This is a genomic window from Paenirhodobacter huangdaonensis (genome assembly GCF_004022465.1).
Classification (GTDB): Bacteria; Pseudomonadota; Alphaproteobacteria; order Rhodobacterales; family Rhodobacteraceae; genus Rhodobacter; species Rhodobacter huangdaonensis.
Map to the genome: position 1 here is coordinate 154,644 of NZ_SAVA01000003.1, position 18,011 is coordinate 172,654.

23 protein-coding genes and 1 tRNA gene are annotated in these 18,011 nt (G+C 63.9%); 5 read left to right on the forward strand and 19 right to left on the reverse strand.

Annotation, left to right across the window (positions count from 1 at the left end; all coding sequences use genetic code 11):
• Nucleotides 1-2: 2 nt before the first annotated feature.
• Nucleotides 3-410 carry a hypothetical protein gene (locus EOW66_RS06305; protein ID WP_128155585.1) on the reverse strand — a complete coding sequence of 136 codons (408 nt, stop codon included), beginning with the start codon at nt 408-410 and terminating at the stop codon, nt 3-5.
• 196 nt (nt 411-606) lie between these two features.
• Nucleotides 607-930 (reverse strand): PepSY domain-containing protein, encoded by a 324-nt coding sequence (locus tag EOW66_RS06310; RefSeq protein ID WP_128155586.1) that lies wholly within the window; start codon nt 928-930, stop codon nt 607-609.
• Nucleotides 931-1,061: 131 nt separating this feature from the next.
• Between EOW66_RS06310 and EOW66_RS06315 the strand changes: the two genes are divergently transcribed.
• The 4 genes from EOW66_RS06315 to EOW66_RS06330 all read left to right on the forward strand — a co-directional run bounded on the left by EOW66_RS06315 (nt 1,062) and on the right by EOW66_RS06330 (nt 4,019).
• Nucleotides 1,062-1,721 carry a response regulator transcription factor gene (locus tag EOW66_RS06315; protein WP_113899502.1) on the forward strand — a complete coding sequence of 220 codons (660 nt, stop codon included), beginning with the start codon at nt 1,062-1,064 and terminating at the stop codon, nt 1,719-1,721.
• A complete protein-coding gene (locus EOW66_RS06320) occupies nt 1,718-3,055 on the forward strand; it encodes an ATP-binding protein (RefSeq protein WP_128155587.1) in 1,338 nt (445 codons plus the stop codon). The genes EOW66_RS06315 and EOW66_RS06320 overlap by 4 nt, the downstream gene beginning before the upstream one ends.
• Nucleotides 3,056-3,096: 41 nt before the next feature.
• Nucleotides 3,097-3,807 carry a VIT1/CCC1 transporter family protein gene (locus EOW66_RS06325; protein ID WP_128155588.1) on the forward strand — a complete coding sequence of 237 codons (711 nt, stop codon included), beginning with the start codon at nt 3,097-3,099 and terminating at the stop codon, nt 3,805-3,807.
• 136 nt (nt 3,808-3,943) lie between these two features.
• Nucleotides 3,944-4,019: transfer RNA gene (locus EOW66_RS06330), tRNA-Ala, on the forward strand.
• 80 nt (nt 4,020-4,099) lie between these two features.
• Here the strand turns inward: EOW66_RS06330 and EOW66_RS06335 are convergent.
• The 14 genes from EOW66_RS06335 to EOW66_RS06400 all read right to left on the reverse strand — a co-directional run bounded on the left by EOW66_RS06335 (nt 4,100) and on the right by EOW66_RS06400 (nt 14,272).
• Nucleotides 4,100-4,513: a hypothetical protein gene (locus tag EOW66_RS06335; RefSeq protein ID WP_128155589.1), complete on the reverse strand. Its 414-nt coding sequence runs from the start codon at nt 4,511-4,513 to the stop codon at nt 4,100-4,102.
• 68 nt (nt 4,514-4,581) lie between these two features.
• Entirely contained in the window at nt 4,582-5,082 is a 501-nt protein-coding gene (locus EOW66_RS06340) for a hypothetical protein (protein ID WP_128155590.1), read from the reverse strand.
• Between the two features lie 3 nt (nt 5,083-5,085).
• Entirely contained in the window at nt 5,086-6,141 is a 1,056-nt protein-coding gene (locus tag EOW66_RS06345) for a hypothetical protein (RefSeq protein WP_128155591.1), read from the reverse strand.
• A complete protein-coding gene (locus EOW66_RS06350) occupies nt 6,141-6,695 on the reverse strand; it encodes an HK97 family phage prohead protease (RefSeq protein ID WP_128155592.1) in 555 nt (184 codons plus the stop codon). Before EOW66_RS06350 ends, EOW66_RS06345 begins: the two co-directional genes overlap by 1 nt.
• On the reverse strand, nt 6,695-7,963 hold the full coding sequence (locus EOW66_RS06355; RefSeq protein WP_128155593.1) for a phage major capsid protein: 1,269 nt from the start codon (nt 7,961-7,963) through the stop codon (nt 6,695-6,697). The genes EOW66_RS06350 and EOW66_RS06355 overlap by 1 nt, the downstream gene beginning before the upstream one ends.
• Nucleotides 7,964-7,971: 8 nt before the next feature.
• A complete protein-coding gene (locus tag EOW66_RS06360; RefSeq protein WP_164881045.1) occupies nt 7,972-8,298 on the reverse strand; it encodes an HNH endonuclease in 327 nt (108 codons plus the stop codon).
• On the reverse strand, nt 8,295-9,929 hold the full coding sequence (locus tag EOW66_RS06365) for a terminase large subunit domain-containing protein (protein WP_239017520.1): 1,635 nt from the start codon (nt 9,927-9,929) through the stop codon (nt 8,295-8,297). The genes EOW66_RS06360 and EOW66_RS06365 overlap by 4 nt, the downstream gene beginning before the upstream one ends.
• Nucleotides 9,926-10,246, reverse strand: a complete 321-nt coding sequence (locus tag EOW66_RS06370; protein ID WP_239017521.1) for a head-tail connector protein — start codon at nt 10,244-10,246, stop codon at nt 9,926-9,928. Before EOW66_RS06370 ends, EOW66_RS06365 begins: the two co-directional genes overlap by 4 nt.
• A gap of 302 nt (nt 10,247-10,548) precedes the next feature.
• Entirely contained in the window at nt 10,549-11,604 is a 1,056-nt protein-coding gene (locus EOW66_RS06375) for a bifunctional DNA primase/polymerase (RefSeq protein WP_128155596.1), read from the reverse strand.
• Complete coding sequence (locus tag EOW66_RS06380; RefSeq protein ID WP_128155597.1) at nt 11,601-11,807, reverse strand: hypothetical protein; 207 nt, start codon at nt 11,805-11,807, stop codon at nt 11,601-11,603. Before EOW66_RS06380 ends, EOW66_RS06375 begins: the two co-directional genes overlap by 4 nt.
• On the reverse strand, nt 11,807-12,070 hold the full coding sequence (locus EOW66_RS06385; RefSeq protein ID WP_128155598.1) for a hypothetical protein: 264 nt from the start codon (nt 12,068-12,070) through the stop codon (nt 11,807-11,809). Before EOW66_RS06385 ends, EOW66_RS06380 begins: the two co-directional genes overlap by 1 nt.
• Nucleotides 12,070-12,264 (reverse strand): helix-turn-helix transcriptional regulator, encoded by a 195-nt coding sequence (locus tag EOW66_RS06390; protein WP_128155599.1) that lies wholly within the window; start codon nt 12,262-12,264, stop codon nt 12,070-12,072. Before EOW66_RS06390 ends, EOW66_RS06385 begins: the two co-directional genes overlap by 1 nt.
• Before the next feature lie 116 nt (nt 12,265-12,380).
• Nucleotides 12,381-13,028 (reverse strand): hypothetical protein, encoded by a 648-nt coding sequence (locus EOW66_RS06395; protein ID WP_128155600.1) that lies wholly within the window; start codon nt 13,026-13,028, stop codon nt 12,381-12,383.
• Nucleotides 13,028-14,272 carry a tyrosine-type recombinase/integrase gene (locus tag EOW66_RS06400; RefSeq protein ID WP_128155601.1) on the reverse strand — a complete coding sequence of 415 codons (1,245 nt, stop codon included), beginning with the start codon at nt 14,270-14,272 and terminating at the stop codon, nt 13,028-13,030. Before EOW66_RS06400 ends, EOW66_RS06395 begins: the two co-directional genes overlap by 1 nt.
• A gap of 406 nt (nt 14,273-14,678) precedes the next feature.
• On the opposite strand from EOW66_RS06400, the gene EOW66_RS06405 reads away from it, so the two are divergent.
• Entirely contained in the window at nt 14,679-15,218 is a 540-nt protein-coding gene (locus EOW66_RS06405; protein WP_128155602.1) for an AAA family ATPase, read from the forward strand.
• 335 nt (nt 15,219-15,553) lie between these two features.
• Here the strand turns inward: EOW66_RS06405 and EOW66_RS06410 are convergent, their stop codons facing one another.
• From EOW66_RS06410 to EOW66_RS06420, 3 genes are read right to left on the reverse strand one after another with little or no spacing between them, the layout of a single operon-like run.
• The gene (locus EOW66_RS06410; protein ID WP_128155603.1) at nt 15,554-16,174 is read right to left on the reverse strand and encodes a hypothetical protein; all 621 of its coding nucleotides are present in this window, start codon (nt 16,172-16,174) and stop codon (nt 15,554-15,556) included.
• 6 nt (nt 16,175-16,180) lie between these two features.
• Nucleotides 16,181-16,756 carry a hypothetical protein gene (locus tag EOW66_RS06415; protein ID WP_164881046.1) on the reverse strand — a complete coding sequence of 192 codons (576 nt, stop codon included), beginning with the start codon at nt 16,754-16,756 and terminating at the stop codon, nt 16,181-16,183.
• A gap of 53 nt (nt 16,757-16,809) precedes the next feature.
• Nucleotides 16,810-17,616, reverse strand: coding sequence for a TIGR04255 family protein (locus EOW66_RS06420; RefSeq protein WP_128155605.1), 807 nt, complete (start codon nt 17,614-17,616; stop codon nt 16,810-16,812).
• Between the last annotated feature and the right edge of the window lie 395 nt (nt 17,617-18,011).

Sequence of the window (18,011 nt, forward strand, 5' to 3'; positions counted from 1 at the left end):
GATCAGTTCGTCTGCACCGCGGGCTTCGCACCCGGGGCGAACAGCCCGTTCGCGGGCGGCGTCGCCGTGCCAGCCGGTGCCGGGCCACGGCCGCGGCCCTGGCCTTCATCATCATCGTCGTCATCGTCGTCGTCATCATGACCACGGCGGCCGGAGAACCAGCCCTCATGCTCGTCATCATGTTCGGCAAGGCGCACCGGCGCCGGCGCCTCGGAGCGCGCCGGCGTGGCGGCCGGAGCCGACGCGGTGGCGTCGGAGACGACCACGGCCGAGCGCACGAGCGGGCCAAGCGGCGCGGCCGCGGCGGGGGCGGCCGGCGTCACTTCGGGCACGGGGGCAGCGGAGAGCGCACCGACGACGGTGGTGGTGATCGCGGTGGTCAGGGCAAGAAGGGCAAGAACGGATTTCATCGGGGTTCCTTCAGGGATGGTGTCTGTTCGGGGGGATCGCGCCCGAAGCTGAGCGCAGGCTGAAGCGACGGGACTTTCCGCTTCAGCGGGCTGTCAGGTCGGGCGCGCCGGTCGAACAAGGGACAAGCCCGGCGCGCCCTCTCCCGGGGGGACGATTCCCGGGAGCCGGACCGGAACCCCGGCCCGGAAATCGGGGTCAGTCGCCGTGGCCGTGTTCGTGGCGATCGTCGTCTTCCTCGACCTCGCCCTTCAGCACCGCGAGCGTCGCCGGATCGAGTTTCAGCTCGACCGCCCGGCCCTGGGCATCGCGCGCATCGAGCTCGTAGCAGCCGTCGTCGATCTTGATGCGCCGAACCGTCAGCCCCTGCGCCTCGGCCAGTGCCTGCACCGCGGCGCGCGGCTGCCAGTCGGCCATCGGCACGCGGCAATGGTGGTCGCCGGCAAAGGCCGCTCCCGGCGCGGCGAGAAGCAAGAGCGCAGGCAGCGCCAGACGGGACAGCGGGCGAGAGATTGACGGCATCGGCTCCTCCGGGTTCGGTTGCCCCTTCTTTGCCGCGCGAATCTGACGCGAGCCTGAACCGCCCCCCGGTTGCGGTTCAGCTTGCCGTCAGCTTCGCACGGAATAAGCTGGCCACGCTGCCGGAGGAGCCCATGCGCATTCTGCTGATCGAAGACGACGAGGTGCTGGGCGCCGCGGTGCGCGACCAGATCGCGGCCGACGGCCATCCCGTCGACTGGGTGACGCGGCTCGATGCGGCGCGCGACGCGATGGCGGTGGCGGTCTACGACCTGATCCTGCTCGACCTGATGCTGCCCGACGGGCTGGGCCTTGGTTTCCTGCGCGCGCTGCGCGGGCGCGGCGATGCGACGCCGGTCATCATCCTGACCGCGCTCGATCAGGTGTCGGACCGGATCGACGGGCTGAATGCCGGCGCCGACGACTATCTGGTGAAACCCTTCGACCTCGCCGAGCTTTCGGCCCGCATCGGTTCGGTCGCGCGCCGCTATGCCGGCAACCCGAACCCGATCATCACCCTCGGCCCGCTCGAGATCGACCTTGCGGCACGCACGGTGCGCCGCGACGGCAAGCCGGTATCGCTCACCGCGCGGGAATGGGCGCTCTTCGAGGCCTTCCTCGCCCGCCCCGGCCAGCTGCTGTCGAAACCCGCACTGGAAGAGCGGCTTTACTCCTTCGACGACGAGGTCGAGAGCAACACCGTCGAGGTCCATGTCAGCCGGCTGCGCAAGAAACTGGGCGCGGGCGTGATCGAGACCGAGCGCGGCCTCGGCTACCGGCTGGGCCGCGGATGAGGGCGCCGCGCTCGCTGCAGCTGCGCCTTGGCCTTGCCGTGGGCGCGGTGGTCACGGCGCTCTGGGCCGCAGGGGCACTCACCACCGCGCAGCTTTTGCGCCGCGAGATGAACGAGGTCTTCGATTCGATGCTCGAGGAGACGGCACAGCGCGTGCTGCCGCTTGCCGTGACCGAGATCCTCGGCCGCGAGGGCGCGACGGGCGCACAGACCGTGCCGGTGATCCGCGCCCATGAAGAGCAGTTCACCTATGTCGTGCGCGATGCCGCCGGTGCCATCCTGCTGCAGTCGCACACCGCCGATCCCGCCGATTTCCCGCCCTATGCCGGGCCCGGTTTTTCCGACACGCCGCAACTGCGGATCTATTCGGACGAGGCGCTGCGCGGCAGCGTGACGATCTCGGTGGGCGAGCCGGTCGCACATCGGGCGCGGCTCGCGGGCAAGGTGCAGATGGGGCTGCTCGCCCCGCTCGCGCTGATGGTGCCGCTGTCGCTTGGCGCGATCGCGCTGGTGCTGCGGCTTGGCTTTGCGCCGCTGCGCCGGTTCCGGCTGCGGCTGGCGCGGCGCGGTGCGGCCGACCTGTCGGCGGTGGAGACGCGCGACCTGCCGGCCGAGGTGCAGCCGCTCGCGGAAACCCTGAACGCGCTGCTCGCCAAGCTCGATGCCGCCTTCCAGGCCGAGCGCAGCTTCACCGCCAATGCCGCGCATGAGCTGCGCACGCCGCTTGCCGGCGCCATTGCCCAGGTGCAGCGGCTGCGCGCCGAAAGCACCGACCCGGCCACCACCGCCCGCGCCGCCGAGATCGAGGCCGGGCTGAAGCGGCTGACGCGGCTGTCCGAGGGGCTGATGCAGCTTGCCCGCGCCGAGAGCGGCAAGCTGCGCACCGGCACGCCGCGCGACCTGCGTCTTGTCGCCCGGCTGATGGCCGAGGACACCGCGCGGCTCGCCGGCGCGGCCCCGGTGACACTCGATCTGCCCGCGGCGCCGGTGCTCTCCGACCTCGATCCCGACATCTTTGGCATTCTCGTGCGCAACCTCGTCGAGAACGCGCTGCGCCACGGCACGCCCGGCGCGCCGGTCTCGGTCCGGCTCGCCCCCGACGCGACGCTCTCGGTCGAGAACGACTGCGCCCCGGTGCCGGCCGAGACCCTCACCCGCCTCGGCACGCGCTTCGAGCGCGCCCCCGGCGCCGGCAAGGGCAGCGGGCTCGGCCTTGCCATCGTGCGCGCGATCGTCACCCGTTCCGGCGGCCGGCTTGCGCTCGCCTCCCCCCTTCCCGGTCAGGACCGCGGCTTTTCGGTGCGTGTCGCCCTGCCGCCCTCCCAGCCCGGCTGACCCGTCTTTCCTTTTCAACCCAGCGACACCGCGAGGCCCCCATGTCCCCCCTTCCCTACCAGTCAGCTCACGAGGAGCTGCATTTCATCAACCGCTCGGGCTGGCTGCGCGCCGCCGTGCTCGGCGCGAATGACGGCATCGTCTCCGTCGCCTCGCTGATCGTCGGCGTGGCCGCGGCCGATCCCTCGCCCACGGCGGTGCTGATCGCCGGCGGCGCGGGCCTTGCCGCAGGCGCGATGTCGATGGCGGCGGGCGAATATGTCTCGGTCAGCTCGCAATCCGACATCGAACGCGCCGATATCGCGCGCGAGACCGCGGCGCTGCGCGACACCCCCGAGGAGGAGGAGCGCGAGCTCGCCTCGATCTTCGAAAGCCGCGGGCTGAGCCAGGCCACCGCCGCGCTGGTGGCGCGCGAGCTGACCGAGAAGGACGCGCTCGGCGCCCATGTGCGCGAGGAGCTGGGCCTGTCCGAGGTCCATGCCGCGAACCCGCTGCAGGCGGCGCTCGCCTCGGGTCTGACCTTCTCGGTCGCCGCGGCGATGCCGCTGATCGCGGCGGTGCTGGCGCCGGCAGGTCAGGTGATTCCGGTGGTGGTGGGCACGACGCTCGTCTGCCTTGCCCTGCTCGGCGCGCTCGGCGCCCGCGCCGGCGGCGCGCCGATGCTGCCCGCGACGCTGCGCGTCCTGTTCTGGGGCGCGGCGGCGATGGCAATCACCGCAGGCGTCGGCCGGATCTTCGGGGTGAGTGTCTGACCCCGTTCCGGGGCGGCGCAGAGGGGTGCGGAAAATTTTGCGAAGAGGCGCGAAATTCTTCTTGCGCCCATCCGCGCCCCCCCGTATACGACGCCCCACGCAAGGCGCTGAACCAGCGCTCTGCGGACCTCACGGTGGGGCCATAGCTCAGTTGGGAGAGCGCTTGAATGGCATTCAAGAGGTCAGGGGTTCGACTCCCCTTGGCTCCACCAATAAAAACAAAGACTTACGAAGCAAAAAGCCCCGCCACTTCGGCGGGGTTTTGCTTTGGGGTAACGTTTCGGGTAACAGATCACCCCTTGCCCCGCCCCGGTGGCAGGGTCATCGTTCCCGCCGCCCAGCGCGCCGCCGTGGTGCAACTCTTGCCGCAGAATCGTTGCCCCGGCCTGCCCTTGAACATCGCGCCGCAATGCGCGCACGGCCTGGGCTCGATCGGTGCGGCCCTGTGCCCGCATCGCACCGAACAAAACTTTTGCGTGTCGTGATGGGCAAAGAACGGCTTGCCGCAATGGGCGCACGTCTTTTCGCGCTTGCCGCGCGCATAAGCCTTACTCGCCCTTCTTTGGCAAAGTTTGCTGCAATAGATCGTATCGGCCCGAAGATGATCAGGAACCGGCCCGCCACACATCGGACAGATGCGCCCCTTGCGCGCCTCGGCACGCGCCTGCGCAACAAGGGCATGAGTCGCCGCGTTCTTGCACTTCATCGAGCAATACATCCGCCGCGCCGTCGCACCCTCGGGGAGAGGCCCGCCGCAATGCTCGCATTCTGCGGTCAGAGGTTGCGCACCGCCATGTCGAGCGCCGTTTCCTCGTTCGCCTCCTTGATCCGCCGAACCCGCATGTGCATGGCACTCGCGCAGAGGTCGGAGCAAAACTTGTGGCGTGTCTCGGGCAACTCCTTGCCGCAGCGCGCGCAGCGGGTCCGCTCGATCAGTGTTCCGGCCTCGATCGTCCATTCCGGTTGTCCTTCGTTCCATGTCGGGCGGATCATCGCCCCAGCCTTGCGGAAAGCATCTTCGAGCACTTCCCGCGCCATCAGATCGGCGGCGCTCCACCCCCAGCCCTGCAAGCACAGGTCGGAGCGGATGCCAGCCCGAAGCGGCCCTTCGAGGCCCCACAAGCTGCCCGTCGCGCCCGCCTGAAACGCCAGCCGGATCACGCGGGCCAATTCCACGACCAAGGCGTTATAGCGTTGCTCGCCCATGCGGCCCCGGCGGGCATCGCGCGCCCGCCGTTCTTTCCGATTGATCAGATGCGGCGGAAGCTGGAGCATGGCTCAGTCCGCCCAGTCGATGAAGCTCAGAGCGTCTTGCAGGGTCGCGCCCTCGATCCCGGCTTCCTTGGCCTGCGCCAGCGCGCCCACCATTGTCGCCAGCGCCCGCGCCTTGCCGCCCGCGTCGAAAGCCTGCATCGGGCGCACCACGTCGATTTTCACGGCGCCGCCCAGCTTTTCCGAGGCCTCCTCGGCCAAGAGCATCGCAATGGGCTGCATGACGATCTGGGCTTGGAAACGGATACCCTCGCGCACAAGCGGCCCCTGCGCCGCCTGCGAGAACATCGCGGGCAACACGCCATAGGCCGCGAAGATCGCGCCCCGTGCTGCGTCCAGAAGCTCGGCAGGCATGGCCCGTTGAAGATCCGGGGTCAGTTGATCTGGCGCCTTGCCTGCATTCGGGTGCATCCCGGCCCCGACAGCCTGCGCTACGCCTTCCACGATCAGCGCAGAACCGCGACGGCCTTTGAACGCGGATCGCATCGCCGCCATATCCGAGGCGCTGCCCTCGGGCATGTGTGCAATCTGAGAGCCAATCGGGGCCGACTGCCATGTGTCGCGCAATGCCGTCTCGATCTCGTGCAAGAGGCTGGCGGTCAGGCTGGCACGGCGCAGAGGCGCTTGTCCGGTCCAAGGGGCCACCGGGTCAACGCCCAGCCGCACATGCAGCACCTCGCCAGCGAGAACCGTGTGAGAGGTCGAACCGCCCGCCTCGGATACCGTGACGCGATAGGCCCGCGGGATGCCGTCCTTGGTGGACAAATCGTAATCGGCGCAGGGAATCAGCCGGTCGCGGATCAGCAACACCGCCTCGCCCCGCATGGCCAGAGAGCGGGCGATAAGCGCCATCGTCTTGCGGTCCAGCAGATCGGTGCCGGTCACATCGGCCAGGGCAAAGGCAGATTCCCAGAGCGTGGCGCAAGTTTGAACCGTCGCGGTCAATTCCGCGATGCCCGACACGCCGCTGATATACGACTCGCGCGCCGCGATGATTGAGGCGGTGTAGCCCGCAGCCATCGCAGAACGGGTTTCGGTTTTCTTCGAGAAGGGCCACCGCATCACAGCCTCCACCGATTGAGGGGGTTCACCGCGCCCGCGTAGGGCTGGCGGTCTTGGTGCAGTTCCCAGCCGCGCGCCTCGATCTGCGCCGAGGGATAGGCCGGAACCGTCACCGCCGAGACCTCGAATAGCGCCGCCTCGGTGACAGTGCGCACCAGATCAGCGCCGCGCCGTTCCACCCGATCGCCGCCGTTCGGCACCCGGAAACCGGGCGACAGGCCCCGAATCAGGCCCGCCCGATGCGCCGCAAGGAAGTCCGTCGCCCAGGTGGTCGAGGCGTCCACGATCGCGCGGATTTCCAGCGCCGCATCGGTGCTGCGCAAGGTGAGGGTGCCCGCCGCCGTGCTGGCGAGGGGCTTTGCATAGTCGTGCTGGGCGAGCAGGTGGATTTCGTCGCCCGCCTCGATCCGCGCCCGGAAGGCATGAGGGGCGAAAACCTCGCGCCGCCCCGGTGCCAGTTCCGTTTCGGCGCCATAGGGGAACCGCGCCGAAAGGTGAGTTGCCCCACCTTCCGCGCGGATTTCCAGCGTCCCGAGATTTCCGCCCCAGAGCATCACGCCACCTGCACGCCGGTCAGGAGTTCGAGCTGCGCACCGCGCGCCACCGTCACGTCGCAGGTGGTCAGCGCGGTCAGGCGCAGGCCACCAGAGGCCGCATCGCTGAACGGATCGCGGATCAGGTCCACGGCGCCCCACATGCCGACGAAGACCGGAGCCACACCGCCCGCCGAGGTGGTCAGCAGCGAGGTGCAGGCCGCAGGGGTGCCGGTCGGAGCGGAAAGCGCGGTCGAAGACATGGCGATATTGCCCGCCGGGATGTTCTTCAGCAGGCGGTCCCATTCCGTCACGGCGGTGCCCGCGAAGGCCTCGGCGTCATCCATGAAATTCCAGACCTCGGGGCGGATCATCAGATTGACGCCCCCCGGCCCGCCCGCCGCATTCGCCGCCATGAAGCGCACCACGGCCTCGCGATAAGCGCCCCATGACGCCGCTGCGTCGATCGCGGTCGAGGTGATGCCATAGGTTGCCGCCCCGGTGATCACACCCAGCGGTTGCCCGTCCGCACCCGTGCCCAGGAAGATCGCCCGGTCGAGTTCGGCGCCCATCGCCCCGTTCATGTCGCGCCGGATCGCCGCTTCCAGCGCCTCGCCCGATTGCAAGAGCGCCTTGCGGGTGATGCGCATCTGCACCCCCATCGTTTGCTCGGGCTTCAGCGCCTTGTCGGTCGTGGCATAGGCGGTCGGCCCCGCAACGCTGCCCGTTTCGCCATCCGCCCAGCCCGCCGAAACGGCAGAGGTGGCGACGGGCCATTCGACGGCGCCGGAGCCGATCGCGATCATCTGCGCGCCCATCCGCGCCGCGACAGAGGCCGGGAACAACCTGTCGATCAAGGGCCGCGTCTGGATCGGGTCCGGGGTGCCGGTCGAGACGGTTTCACCGGCCCGCGCTTCGAGCGCGAGGAGGGGGACCGGGTAGCCCCTATAGCCCCCAGCAGCACGCAGCTCGGTCACGACTTCGGCGGTCTGCCCTTCGAGGGTGCGGCCCTCATTGAGCGCGCCGATCACCTGGCGCATCTGGAAACCGGCCACCAGATCAGACCATTCACGGCCCGCGCGGGTTTCCAGATCGGCCCCGGCTTCGCGGCGCTCGGTGTCTTCCGCGATCAGCGCGGCGCGATACCGCGTTTCGTTCGTCTGATACTCGCGGTCGAGGTCGCCCATCGTGCGCAACTCGTCCTCGGTCGGGGTCGGCTTCGCGGCCAGCGTGGCCAGTTCTTGCCGAATTTCGGAGCGACGAAGCTCCAGCTTTTTCGATTCCAGCATTTGATACCTCATGTTGCCGGGTTGGGGTTCGTCGCCAGTTCGGCAACGGCTCGATCCCACGCCTTGCGGGCCGGGGATTTCTCTTTGTGCCCGACCTCAAGCCGGGTCTTTTTCGTGTGGCAGCGCGGGCAAAGCGCCTGCAAATTCCGGGGTTCAAAGGCCAGATCCGGGCGCAGGCGAACCGGCTGGATATGGTCGATCTCAAGGCGCCGCCGATCGCCACAGCACCGGCATTTCCAGCCATCGCGCTCTAGGATCACTTGCCGCAGCACCGCCCAGCGTTTCGTGCGGGTCACGGCCTTGGAGTGGCGGGCGTATGTGTCGCGCTTGCTCATAGCCATGCCACCCTTGCCTTGCGCACCGGAGCGGCCTTGCGGCGCTGCCCCTCGGCAACTGCCAGAATGGATGCTGCAATCGCGTCGATCCGGCCCAGAGATCGCGCCTTTGTCAGTTTCGCGTTCATCGCGTCATCCATGACGACAAGCGCGTCAGAGGCCGCAGAGCGCAGCAGCAGCGACGGCACGGTCAGCACCTCGCCGTCAAACACCGCTTTGCGGAACGCCTCGGTGTCGAGGCCCCCATCTCTGAACCCTTGCCCGCGAAACACCACGGGAGCGCGGATGCCCGCCGCCGCCATCGCGTCCAGAAGTTCCGCCTGCCGATAACGGTCAGCCACCAGCGCCACGACATTCGCGTCCTGCACCAGCTCATCCCAGACGCGCCGCAGCCACGGCCCAACCTGCACCGTGCTTTCGCCGGAGGTGATCAGTTCGCCGCGCTCGGCCATCTGGATATATCGGTCTTTGACGCCATCGGCTTCGCCACGCTCGGCAAGGCCCGGTTTCGTCGGGAATGCGCCTTGCACCTCAAGCCGCCCGCTGGACGGCCAATAAGCGGCGAAGGCGCTCATGGAGCGGCTGCCGCCCAGGTCGAGGCCGATCACGCAATCCCCCTCGCGCGGGGGCAGATCCTCGGGCGACACTTCGCAGGCAGTCCATTCGTCAACGGTCAGGAGCTGCGCCTTGCCAACATCAGAAACTCGTTGGTTGAGGCTGTAGAGCCTGAACCCCGTGAGCGCCTGCCCGCCGCGCTGAATCGCGATGCGCGCCTGTTGCTGCAACCAGTCGAGGCTCGGGCCGATGCCAAATTCGGAGCCGGGGTTGGCGGCCTTGATACCGTCCAGATCATCGGCGGGCATCCCCAGAGGCGCCCGGCATTCGATGACAAAGCTATGCGGCGGGGGAGTGTCGAGCATCTGCGAAAACGGGTGCGTGTCGTCGCTCGCAGAGGTCGAGATGATCACCATCTTGGCGCGACGTTTGCCCGCCGACGTTTCGAGCGCGGCATGAAGTTGCATCCCCTTTTCGGGGTGCCAGTGACCAAACTCGTCTTCGATGATCAGCGTGGGCGAGAGGCCCAGAAGGTTCTTCGCATCCGCCGCAACGGCACGGATCATGCCGCCGCCCGCGCCCTCATAGCTGATTTCCAGACGGGGTGCCTGCCGGAAGGTGAACAGCGCCTGTTCTTCCTCGGGAAGCAGTCCGACAATCGCCTGAACATATTCCCAAGAGATGCGCGCCTGTTCCTTCACACGCGCCGCAATGACGACTTGACGGCGCGGTTGATCGTCGGAAACGCCCATCACATGCGCCAGCGCCAGAGCCGCCGAGAGCATGGATTTCCCCTGCCCGCGCCCCACGCTCAGCATTGCGACCATCGTGTCAGCATCGAGAACGCCGCGAATGAAGCGTTCCTGAAACGGCGCCAGCGCAAAATTCTGCCCGTGCAAAGGCCCCTCGGGAACCCGCAAAGAGCGGATAAAGGCCAGCGTCTTTTCGGCCAGACCATCGGAGCGCGCGCAAGGAACAGTCAGACCGCCGGTCCCTGGCCCCTCTGAAGTCTGGGCATTGGGACCAGTCTTGCGGGGTCTGCCTCTCGGGCGCTTGATCGGCGCGGCCTCGGTCACGCTTCCACCTCGGGTTCGCCAAGCGAGACACCGCGATAGCGTGCGCAGATGCGAGACGCGGCCAACGACAGCCCAAGCGGGCGATCCCGCTCGGTCGCCCCGCCTCGGTTGTCGTAAAGCAGGCTGAATTGATCGCAGGCAGCGAAGGCCAGATCGGCGGGAAGCTCGGCCAGCGTGGCGGGCAGGTCATAGGCCGCAGCGTGGGCAACATCGGCCAGCGCGGTTGCGAGCATCTGCGTCAGCGTGTCGTCCTCGTCGTCGTGGTCGATCCGGGCGTGTGCTTTGGCTTGGCTGAGAAGTTCGGTTGCGAGGGTCAAGGCGCACCTCCAATTGGGTGCGGCCATCATACATTCACGCCAATCCTTTGATAACTATCACACTTCCTAACGCTTCATCGCAGGGAAGGGCGGATCAACAGCCATGCACATGCAATGCAAAGCACATGCAAACGCTTGAAATGGACCCGATCACCCTATCTGCACACCCTGCCGCGCCTTCGATGCCGCGCTGACGCGCAGCACTCAGGCTTGGCGGTAATGGTGGTGGTGGTCGTGATCGGTCGCCGTGGTGTGACAGTCACCTCGCCACGGGGCAACGGCGGGCCACCCCCTCTTTCCCCCTAATGAAGGGGAAAGGGTGTATTATGATTGTGCCCAGTTTCGGGCATTTTCTCTGCAAGCCTGTAGCGCCCGGCCAGCTTGCGCCCCTTGCTCGGTTCGTTGATCTCCACGAGGAACCCGCGTTGCAGAAGCACGTCACGCGCATTCTCGATCCTGCGGCGCGGCCACGGTGGGCTTTTGGCCTCACTCATTGCGCGCGGTGCGATTGCAAAGGAAGGCCGGTTGCTATGCCACCTCTTGAAATACTGGAGCAGCGTGAACGCCTCGGGTTCGTCCAGAAGTGCATCCATCGTCACATCGCCTCTCGTAACCTGCGGTTTGCGCACGCCCAGAAAGTTGCGTCCCGTGCTTTCGTATCCCCACGCGGATCTTGCGCACCGTTCAATTTCACCGGACGACAGCGGATCAGGAAAGGCTTCTGCCCATGTCGCCGCAACGTCGATCAGCGAATCCACCTCGTCGCAATGTCTGGCCTGCACCATGCACCAGCGCCACAAACTCGCGTTGCGCTCGCCCTGAAGCACCGCCTCTGCTGCCCGCGTGAACCCGGCGCCCAGCGCGTTCGGGTCGATCATCGGCAGTTGCGCCAGATCGGCCAAACCGCCATTGCGGAAAGTGTAGGCGGCCCCGAGGTCTTCGCGCCATGAAGGCGGGGCGACGGTGAACCCATTCCCGAGAACGTCGATCGGCAGGCCATCAAAGGGCCGGATGCGCCGCCCCTCGCCATTGTGCCGATACCAGAGCTTTGCCTTGCCGGATGCCGTGCGGATCACGACAGGCGTTTCTCCGAAGCGTTCCAAGGATGCCGCAATCCATGCCTCGCCAGCGGCATCAACGTCGATTTCGGTTAGGCCGGACGCAGCCCCCATAAGCAGCCCCAGCCCGTCCGCATTTCCGAGAGCCTCGATCTGCGCCCATGCCTGCGCCCGCCTCGGTGTTGCCCTCTGCCAGCCCTTGATTGCCGGTCGCTTCGATCTGGTATCAACCGGAAACACGGGCAGCCCTGCGGCGGCATACTCAGGGCCATGTCTGGCAAAGATGCGAAGGGCGCTCATCGCGCCCCCCAGAAAAGAACTGCGTCGGGCGCATATTCTGCGACCAGATCGCGCATAAATTCGAGTTGGCGGGTGCCGGGTTCCCAGCCGGGGCGCCGCCGCTGTTCCTCGATCCGCAGCGCGAATGCGCGTTCCAGCGAATGCTCGGGGGTGCGGGCGAGAACGCGCGGCCAGGCACGCAGGCAGGTTTCGAGGTCAGCCATCACGCAGCCCCCTTCGCTTGGGCCATCTCATCGTCAGTGAGCGTGGGGTATTTGCCGCCGAGGCCCACCCATTCCATGGCGTGCGCCCGTTCGACTTCATCGAGCTTTTCGAGCGCCAGCGTCATCAGCGTTGCGGCATATTTTTGCCGCTCATACTCGGCGGGCAGCCGCGCCAGTTCATCGCTCGCGAACATGAGGGCGCGCAGGTCGTCGAGGCATTCCGCCGTGCGTTCGTAGTTCGTGCGTTGGTGATCAGGGACCATCACGCGGCCCCCTTTTCGGCCTGCGCGTCGATCCATGCGAGGATTTCAGCTTCGATCCAATAGCGGCGGCGCGCGATCACGCGCGGCTTGGGGAATGCCATTTCGGGATTATGGAGCCATCTCCACAGGCTCATGTCAGAGATACCGCCGCAGAGAGCGCGCACGGTGGCGGAGTTGATCAGCTTGTTTTCCACTTGGAAGGCCTCACGTTTTAACGGGTTACGTCAGGCCCCCAGATATTCACACGCTCGGGCTTAGGTCGTGCACACTTGATCCGCTTTTTTCGCCGCAAGTGTGCACGTCTGTCCCGTCATTGCGTAGCTGCCCACGCCCGGAACGCCGCGCGAGGATCGCCCCCGATCTCGAATGCCTCGAACAGATCGCACAGAAACTTTCCAAATCGAGAGGCGGGGTTGAGCGCCTTGTTAGGCGCATCATTTCCGGTCGCAAAACGCCAGACTTCTCGGGCGGATTTCACAAGTTGAATTCCGCTGAAGTTAATTCTCCCGGTTCCTATACGGGCACTGGGGGATTTTTCTATATGCCGCTTCGTCGACCGGATCGCGCCTCGAATTGTCAAGAAATTATCTTCCAACGCCTGCAAGGAATCGGCGGCTTTTCTTCCGACCTTTTCGGGATACGATAGAATTTCTAAATCGAAAGAAGAGGCTTCCTCACCAGATCTTGAAATTAGCGTATCCGTATGCGGGCCCCAAATCAATCTGCGCCCCAAATCATCGCGAGCAGCTTGTGTCATGGCCCCAAAATCAAGCGCCTCAAGAACCAAGTTCAATGCACGTTCTAGGTTTTCAAGATTTTCGACATCACGTTTCAGGTCGTAAATTACAGGGTCATGCCCAAAAGTCAGATTTTCGATGTAATCCACCCAAACGGCTGCCGCTTCTTCATTAACTTCGAGGTGCTGCATAAGCACTCGAATTGCAATGGCATCCCCCATCACCGCGCCCTCTCGATCCGCACCACGTTCTCGGCCTCGCCCTCGATCAGCGCCGCCACGCGCCGCGCCCATGCGTCCAGCGCCGCCCGCTTTTCGTCGGCATAGTCAAAGCGGTTGTAAACGCCCGCCACGCCGCGCCGGGTGCCGCTGCGGTGGTTCAAGACGGCTTCCACGACATGCGGCGGAAACCGCAGCCCCGCCATGCCGGTTGCCGCCGTGCGGCGCAGATCGTGAATTGTGAAGGGCGGGATTTTCACCGGCTCGGCCCCCTCGGGAAGATCCTTGTTCACCGCCTCGCCCATCAGCTTGTCGAGCCGTTCCTTCGCGCGGGTGAAGCCGGAAACCGGGGTTTCGCCCGTGGTCGAGAACAGATAGCGACCAATGCGGGGAAGCCCCCCAAGGATCGCCAGCACCTCGGGCGACAGCGGAATGACGTGTTCGTCACCATTCTTCGAGCGATCGGCGGGCAGGGTCCAAGTGTTTCCGTCCACCTCGCGCCACGTCATTTCGGCCACCTCGCGCAACCGCTGCCCGGTCAACAAGAGGATGCGATAGAGCGGCCCGAAGGGATAGGCCAGCCCGTCGCAGGCATTCCAGAACAGCCGGATTTCGTCGTCGGTCAACACCCGGTCGCGGGGTTTCTCGGGCGCCGGGGGCTTGATGCCGTCCAGCGGGTTCGCCTGCACAATGTCCCGGCCCTTCGCCCAATTGAACAGGGTGTTCAGATGCGCCCGAAGCCGGTTCGCCGTCACGGGGCTGCCCCGGTCAACAATCGCGTCTAGCACCTCGATCACGTCGCGCTTGCCGATCGACTGAATTTCCCGCTCGCCCCATTTCTTCATGATCTCGCGCTTGAACATCGCCGCCACATCGTCGCCGCGCCGGTTGTGGCTCGCGTGCCGCCTCAGAAAGAGTTCGATCACCGCCGCCACCGTGTCGCGGTTGGTTTGCGCCGCCGCTTCCTCCCGTGCCTTTTTCTCGCCAGCCGGGTTGCGCCCGTGGTCGAGAGTATCAAGCGCCTCGGTGGCGGCGGCCCGCGCATCGGCAACACCCATCACGGGCCAGCGCCCAAGGGTCAGTTTCGCAGGCTTGCCGCCGAAGCGGTAGCGCAGCGCCCACGATTTCGAGCCGCTTGGCTGCACCACAAGATAGAGGCCGGAAAGCGCCGGGTCGGGCACTTCGATCCGCTTTTCAGGGTCCGCTTTGAGAGCTTCCACCGCCTTCGCCGTCAGTGCTCGCGCCATGTCAAGAAATCCTCATGCACAGTCAAGAAACCTTGTCGGGGTAACATAGGGGTAACGGATTTGGCTGTTTTGGCTCGTTACCCACCATCCCGAACACCGCCTAACATAGCGACGAAAAGTCAATAAAACAAGGCGCATGGCGGCAATCAGGCGTTTTGATGCGTTATGCCGCGTTGGCACTAGATTTTTGAATGGCATTCAAGAGGTCAGGGGTTCGACTCCCCTTGGCTCCACCAAAATTATCTTGAAAAGTAGCGGATAGTTCTGCCTTTCTCGTCAGAGGATTTGCCTCTTCCAGGCACACCGGTGCTGTTTTCCCTACGAAAATCCATGCTGCTTTGATCCTTGGCTCAGGCCAAGTTGATCCCGTCGCAGCCCTTCCCCTTGTCAAACCCGAAGATGGCCCATGAGCGACCGTTTCTTCGTCGTGACGGGCGGCCCAGGTGCGGGCAAGACCAGCCTGATCACCGAGCTCGCCCGCCGCGGCATTCACACGATCCCCGAATCCGGCCGCGCGATCATCCGCGAGGAGCTGCAGAGCGGCGGAGATGCCCTTCCTTGGGCGGATCGCACCGCCTATGCCGCACGGATGCTGGAACATGACCTGCGCGCCTACAGCGCCGCGCAGGCACTCTCAGGCCCCGTGATCTTCGACCGCGGCATTCCCGACATCATGGGCTACCTGGCCCTCTGCGCCCTCCCCGTGCCGCCCCATGTGGCCAGAGCGGCGAGGGATGCTTGCTACAACGCCCGCGTCTTTCTGGCCCCGTTCTGGGACGAGATTTTCACACAGGACACCGAACGCAAACAGACCCGCGCCGAAGCCGAAACGACCTGTGCCGTCATGCGCGAGACCTACGCCGCGCTCGGATACGAAATTATGGAACTTCCATGCGGCGACATCACAATGCGCGCTGACTTCGTTGAGGCCTGTCTGCGATCGTGACGTGTATTCCGCCTAGGCCTTAGCGCACCGAAGGCACTCGAAGGGTCCCGCCAGTCCCACCCCAATGCCGCAACGGCGCCTATTGTAACATGACATGCCTCTTTGACGGAAAGGGCGGAGAGCCGTCTGATGGCAGTGCGGCGTGGCAGTAGCAGCATCGGACGAAAGCAGCCGTTAGCGCATGGTACCGCGATTCCAGCCGGCTCTTGACGTGGAGGGCGGGAAGCCGCCTGACGGCAGTGCGGCGCTGAAATTGCAGCAACCAGAAAGAAGCAGCCATTCCTTCTAGTCGAGAAAAATGTCATTAAGCATAGCATAGCTCTCCTGGATTCAGTTCAGGAAACCAGTGCTGCTGGTCTAAACGCCAACAAGTCACAATCCGTCACCTCTGCCACGGGAACAAATGCCTTCACGCCGCCAATGGCGTTGAACAGCAAGAGCCGTAGACTTGTCTGAACTTCCGGTTCATCGACGATCTTGCTGCTCACCACATCAGCGTGCGCGTTGCGCTCACTTAGTGGCGTATCGACAACACAGCAGATCTGTTCGATACTTCCCGCTGGCCGTCTAGCAGCTACCGCAGCGAAATCGACCACTCCCAAGACACCGCCGAACTCGCCGTGTTCGCGAACCTGGTATTCATGCAATATCTGAGCGCTAAAGTTCAATTCGGCGCGCGAAGCATGAGTCAAGCGGCAGACAGACATACCCGATTTGAAGCATCTTTTAAAAATACTTGAGGTTATCGACTTCTTTGGGGACCGCTTTAGGTCAATGTCTGACCGTGAAACGGCAAAATAGCGCAGTCGTTCCTCATCGTTAATCGGTCCAAAACCTCCAAGTACGGGGTCAGCCGTTTCACATCCACAGTATGGAAAGGACGTAGCCATATGAGCCGCGTCGCCGTTTTCTTTCCACCAGTCCAGATATGCTCTTTTATGTTCGTCGTCTGTCACGAAACTCTACGCAGCCAAAAAGTTAAAATTCTGAAAGAACTGAATGACTTCTGTCGTCGAGGCAGTATTCAGTTTTCCAGCCGCAGCGATAGAGCTTCCATTGACGATAGAGAAAGCAGCTACGTGATCTTTACCCAAGAAATCAATTGCCCCAACCGCCAAACCATCTTCGTTCAGGACTTCTAAGCTGACCTTTCCGTCGTCGTCGACTTCCACACATGGTGCCGGCAATTCACTCGGCCATGCCTGGGCCACCACGATCGCGTCGTCGATTGAAGCTGACACAACGGTCGTGTGTTCAGAGACCGCAAGAAGAAGAGAGCGAACACGAAGCGTTCTAAGGTCTTTCAAGACCTCATCTCTTGCTTTCGCGACAGATTCGTCTGCAACTGGTGCCGCTGCCGAGCTACTACTTCCAACAGATGGCGCAGGCTGAACAGCGTCAAAAAGGCTATCCACACTTAGCGAAGCAGGCCTAAAGGTGCCCATGTCCCCCCAAAGACCTGCGCGTTCCTGCCATTTAATGGAGTGGTCGTTCAGGAAGTCAGCAGCAGCGGGAGACACGATGGAAATGCTCGTCATGCCTCCAAGTGCGATTGCTCTCCAAGGATCAATAAGGCGGGTTGCTGTGGCTGTCATTGAAGATAATCCAAAATATTCAGGCCAATATTGTTTCTTTGTTCTTCGGTAAGCGACGCGCCAAAGAGAGCAAGACTGCGGCGATGCAGATGATCAAGGGTGCTCTTGCAAGTATGCACGCTATCGATCGCTTGCGTGGCTCGAAGCTCCACAAGTGTGAAAATATTGCATTGGCGGCGAGGACCTGCTGAAGATGCCTCATCGATCACATCTATGTTGCGGTTTACGAGCACAATGCTACCATTATGATCTTCAAACCATCCGGAGTGTGAATGCCATAGCATAGCGCCCGAAACCGCACTTTTTGGAATAACCGGATCAACTGTCGCCAAGAGGTCACGAATATCCGCGCTTGTAGGCTCGCCGTCGAAAACAAAGCGATCCCAGTACTCAAGTTTTATACTGCTGATGTCGGTGCTATCCAGAGCAATCGATAGAGGCACTTCGAAGACATCCCAAAATCGCGTGGCAAGGTTATCCCATCGGCCATATTCCGTTGACAAGTAGCCGAAGACGCCGTCGCGAAAGCCCGCCTCCTCGGTGAGTACGCCGGCGGAGCCTCGCTTCAGAACCCAACCATTCTGAGCGATTTCGGGGGCGATAGGTCCAGGCGGTATCGCGATCATGAAGCCCTGAATCGTGCTTTCAGCACGATGAAGCTGCTCAAATCCAAGTTCTTGGAATTTGGACGTCGCCGGTGCAGCAGCTTTTGTCAGAATTTTGTCGGTCAAAGGGCTGTTGAACTGCACAAGAATGCGCACACGGTCGATCGCGTGCGCTTCATGTATCGGCTTCCAACCCATCAGAACGCTCCTCCAATCTCGAACGAGGCCGTTGTGCCATCTTCGACGACAAGTGTCACTCCTTTTCCTTGACAAAACAAGAAGGCAGCGATCCCAGTCGCGGCGATGTGCAACCGATACATGGTAGGTTAAGTGAAACGTAGCAAGTAGTCTCGATCTGTATGGCCGCCAGCATCAGCGGAAACGACTAGGACTGCTTCAGCTTAACGATGTCAAATTTTTCGATATCCTGCTCACCGTCCTCTGCGACAGCGCCGATCCGCCTGCGGTTGGGGATGCTGTAAGCTCTCAGCGATGGCCGTTGATCGCCGCGGCAAGCCTCAATGTCCGGTCTGGGGAAGCCGCAAGGCAGCATGCCTGCATGCTGAAGGGCAGCAAAGGGCCGATCTGGTCGA

Bases quoted from the DNA above. Each gene is read 5' to 3' on its own strand.
- EOW66_RS06375 (WP_128155596.1), bottom strand. From the start codon at position 11,604: ATGAGCGCCCTTCGCATCTTTGCCAGACATGGCCCTGAGTATGCCGCC.
- EOW66_RS06420 (WP_128155605.1), bottom strand. From the start codon at position 17,616: ATGGGTTGGAAGCCGATACATGAAGCGCACGCGATCGACCGTGTGCGC.
- EOW66_RS06400 (WP_128155601.1), bottom strand. From the start codon at position 14,272: ATGGCGCGAGCACTGACGGCGAAGGCGGTGGAAGCTCTCAAAGCGGAC.
- EOW66_RS06350 (WP_128155592.1), bottom strand. From the start codon at position 6,695: ATGCTCTGGGGCGGAAATCTCGGGACGCTGGAAATCCGCGCGGAAGGT.
- EOW66_RS06355 (WP_128155593.1), bottom strand. From the start codon at position 7,963: ATGCTGGAATCGAAAAAGCTGGAGCTTCGTCGCTCCGAAATTCGGCAA.
- EOW66_RS06335 (WP_128155589.1), bottom strand. From the start codon at position 4,513: ATGAAGTGCAAGAACGCGGCGACTCATGCCCTTGTTGCGCAGGCGCGT.
- EOW66_RS06310 (WP_128155586.1), bottom strand. From the start codon at position 930: ATGCCGTCAATCTCTCGCCCGCTGTCCCGTCTGGCGCTGCCTGCGCTC.
- EOW66_RS06305 (WP_128155585.1), bottom strand. From the start codon at position 410: ATGAAATCCGTTCTTGCCCTTCTTGCCCTGACCACCGCGATCACCACC.
- EOW66_RS06380 (WP_128155597.1), bottom strand. From the start codon at position 11,807: ATGGCTGACCTCGAAACCTGCCTGCGTGCCTGGCCGCGCGTTCTCGCC.
- EOW66_RS06345 (WP_128155591.1), bottom strand. From the start codon at position 6,141: ATGCGGTGGCCCTTCTCGAAGAAAACCGAAACCCGTTCTGCGATGGCT.
- EOW66_RS06315 (WP_113899502.1), top strand. From the start codon at position 1,062: ATGCGCATTCTGCTGATCGAAGACGACGAGGTGCTGGGCGCCGCGGTG.
- EOW66_RS06340 (WP_128155590.1), bottom strand. From the start codon at position 5,082: ATGCTCCAGCTTCCGCCGCATCTGATCAATCGGAAAGAACGGCGGGCG.
- EOW66_RS06360 (WP_164881045.1), bottom strand. From the start codon at position 8,298: ATGAGCAAGCGCGACACATACGCCCGCCACTCCAAGGCCGTGACCCGC.
- EOW66_RS06320 (WP_128155587.1), top strand. From the start codon at position 1,718: ATGAGGGCGCCGCGCTCGCTGCAGCTGCGCCTTGGCCTTGCCGTGGGC.
- EOW66_RS06395 (WP_128155600.1), bottom strand. From the start codon at position 13,028: ATGGGGGATGCCATTGCAATTCGAGTGCTTATGCAGCACCTCGAAGTT.
- EOW66_RS06415 (WP_164881046.1), bottom strand. From the start codon at position 16,756: ATGACGAGCATTTCCATCGTGTCTCCCGCTGCTGCTGACTTCCTGAAC.
- EOW66_RS06405 (WP_128155602.1), top strand. From the start codon at position 14,679: ATGAGCGACCGTTTCTTCGTCGTGACGGGCGGCCCAGGTGCGGGCAAG.
- EOW66_RS06385 (WP_128155598.1), bottom strand. From the start codon at position 12,070: ATGGTCCCTGATCACCAACGCACGAACTACGAACGCACGGCGGAATGC.
- EOW66_RS06325 (WP_128155588.1), top strand. From the start codon at position 3,097: ATGTCCCCCCTTCCCTACCAGTCAGCTCACGAGGAGCTGCATTTCATC.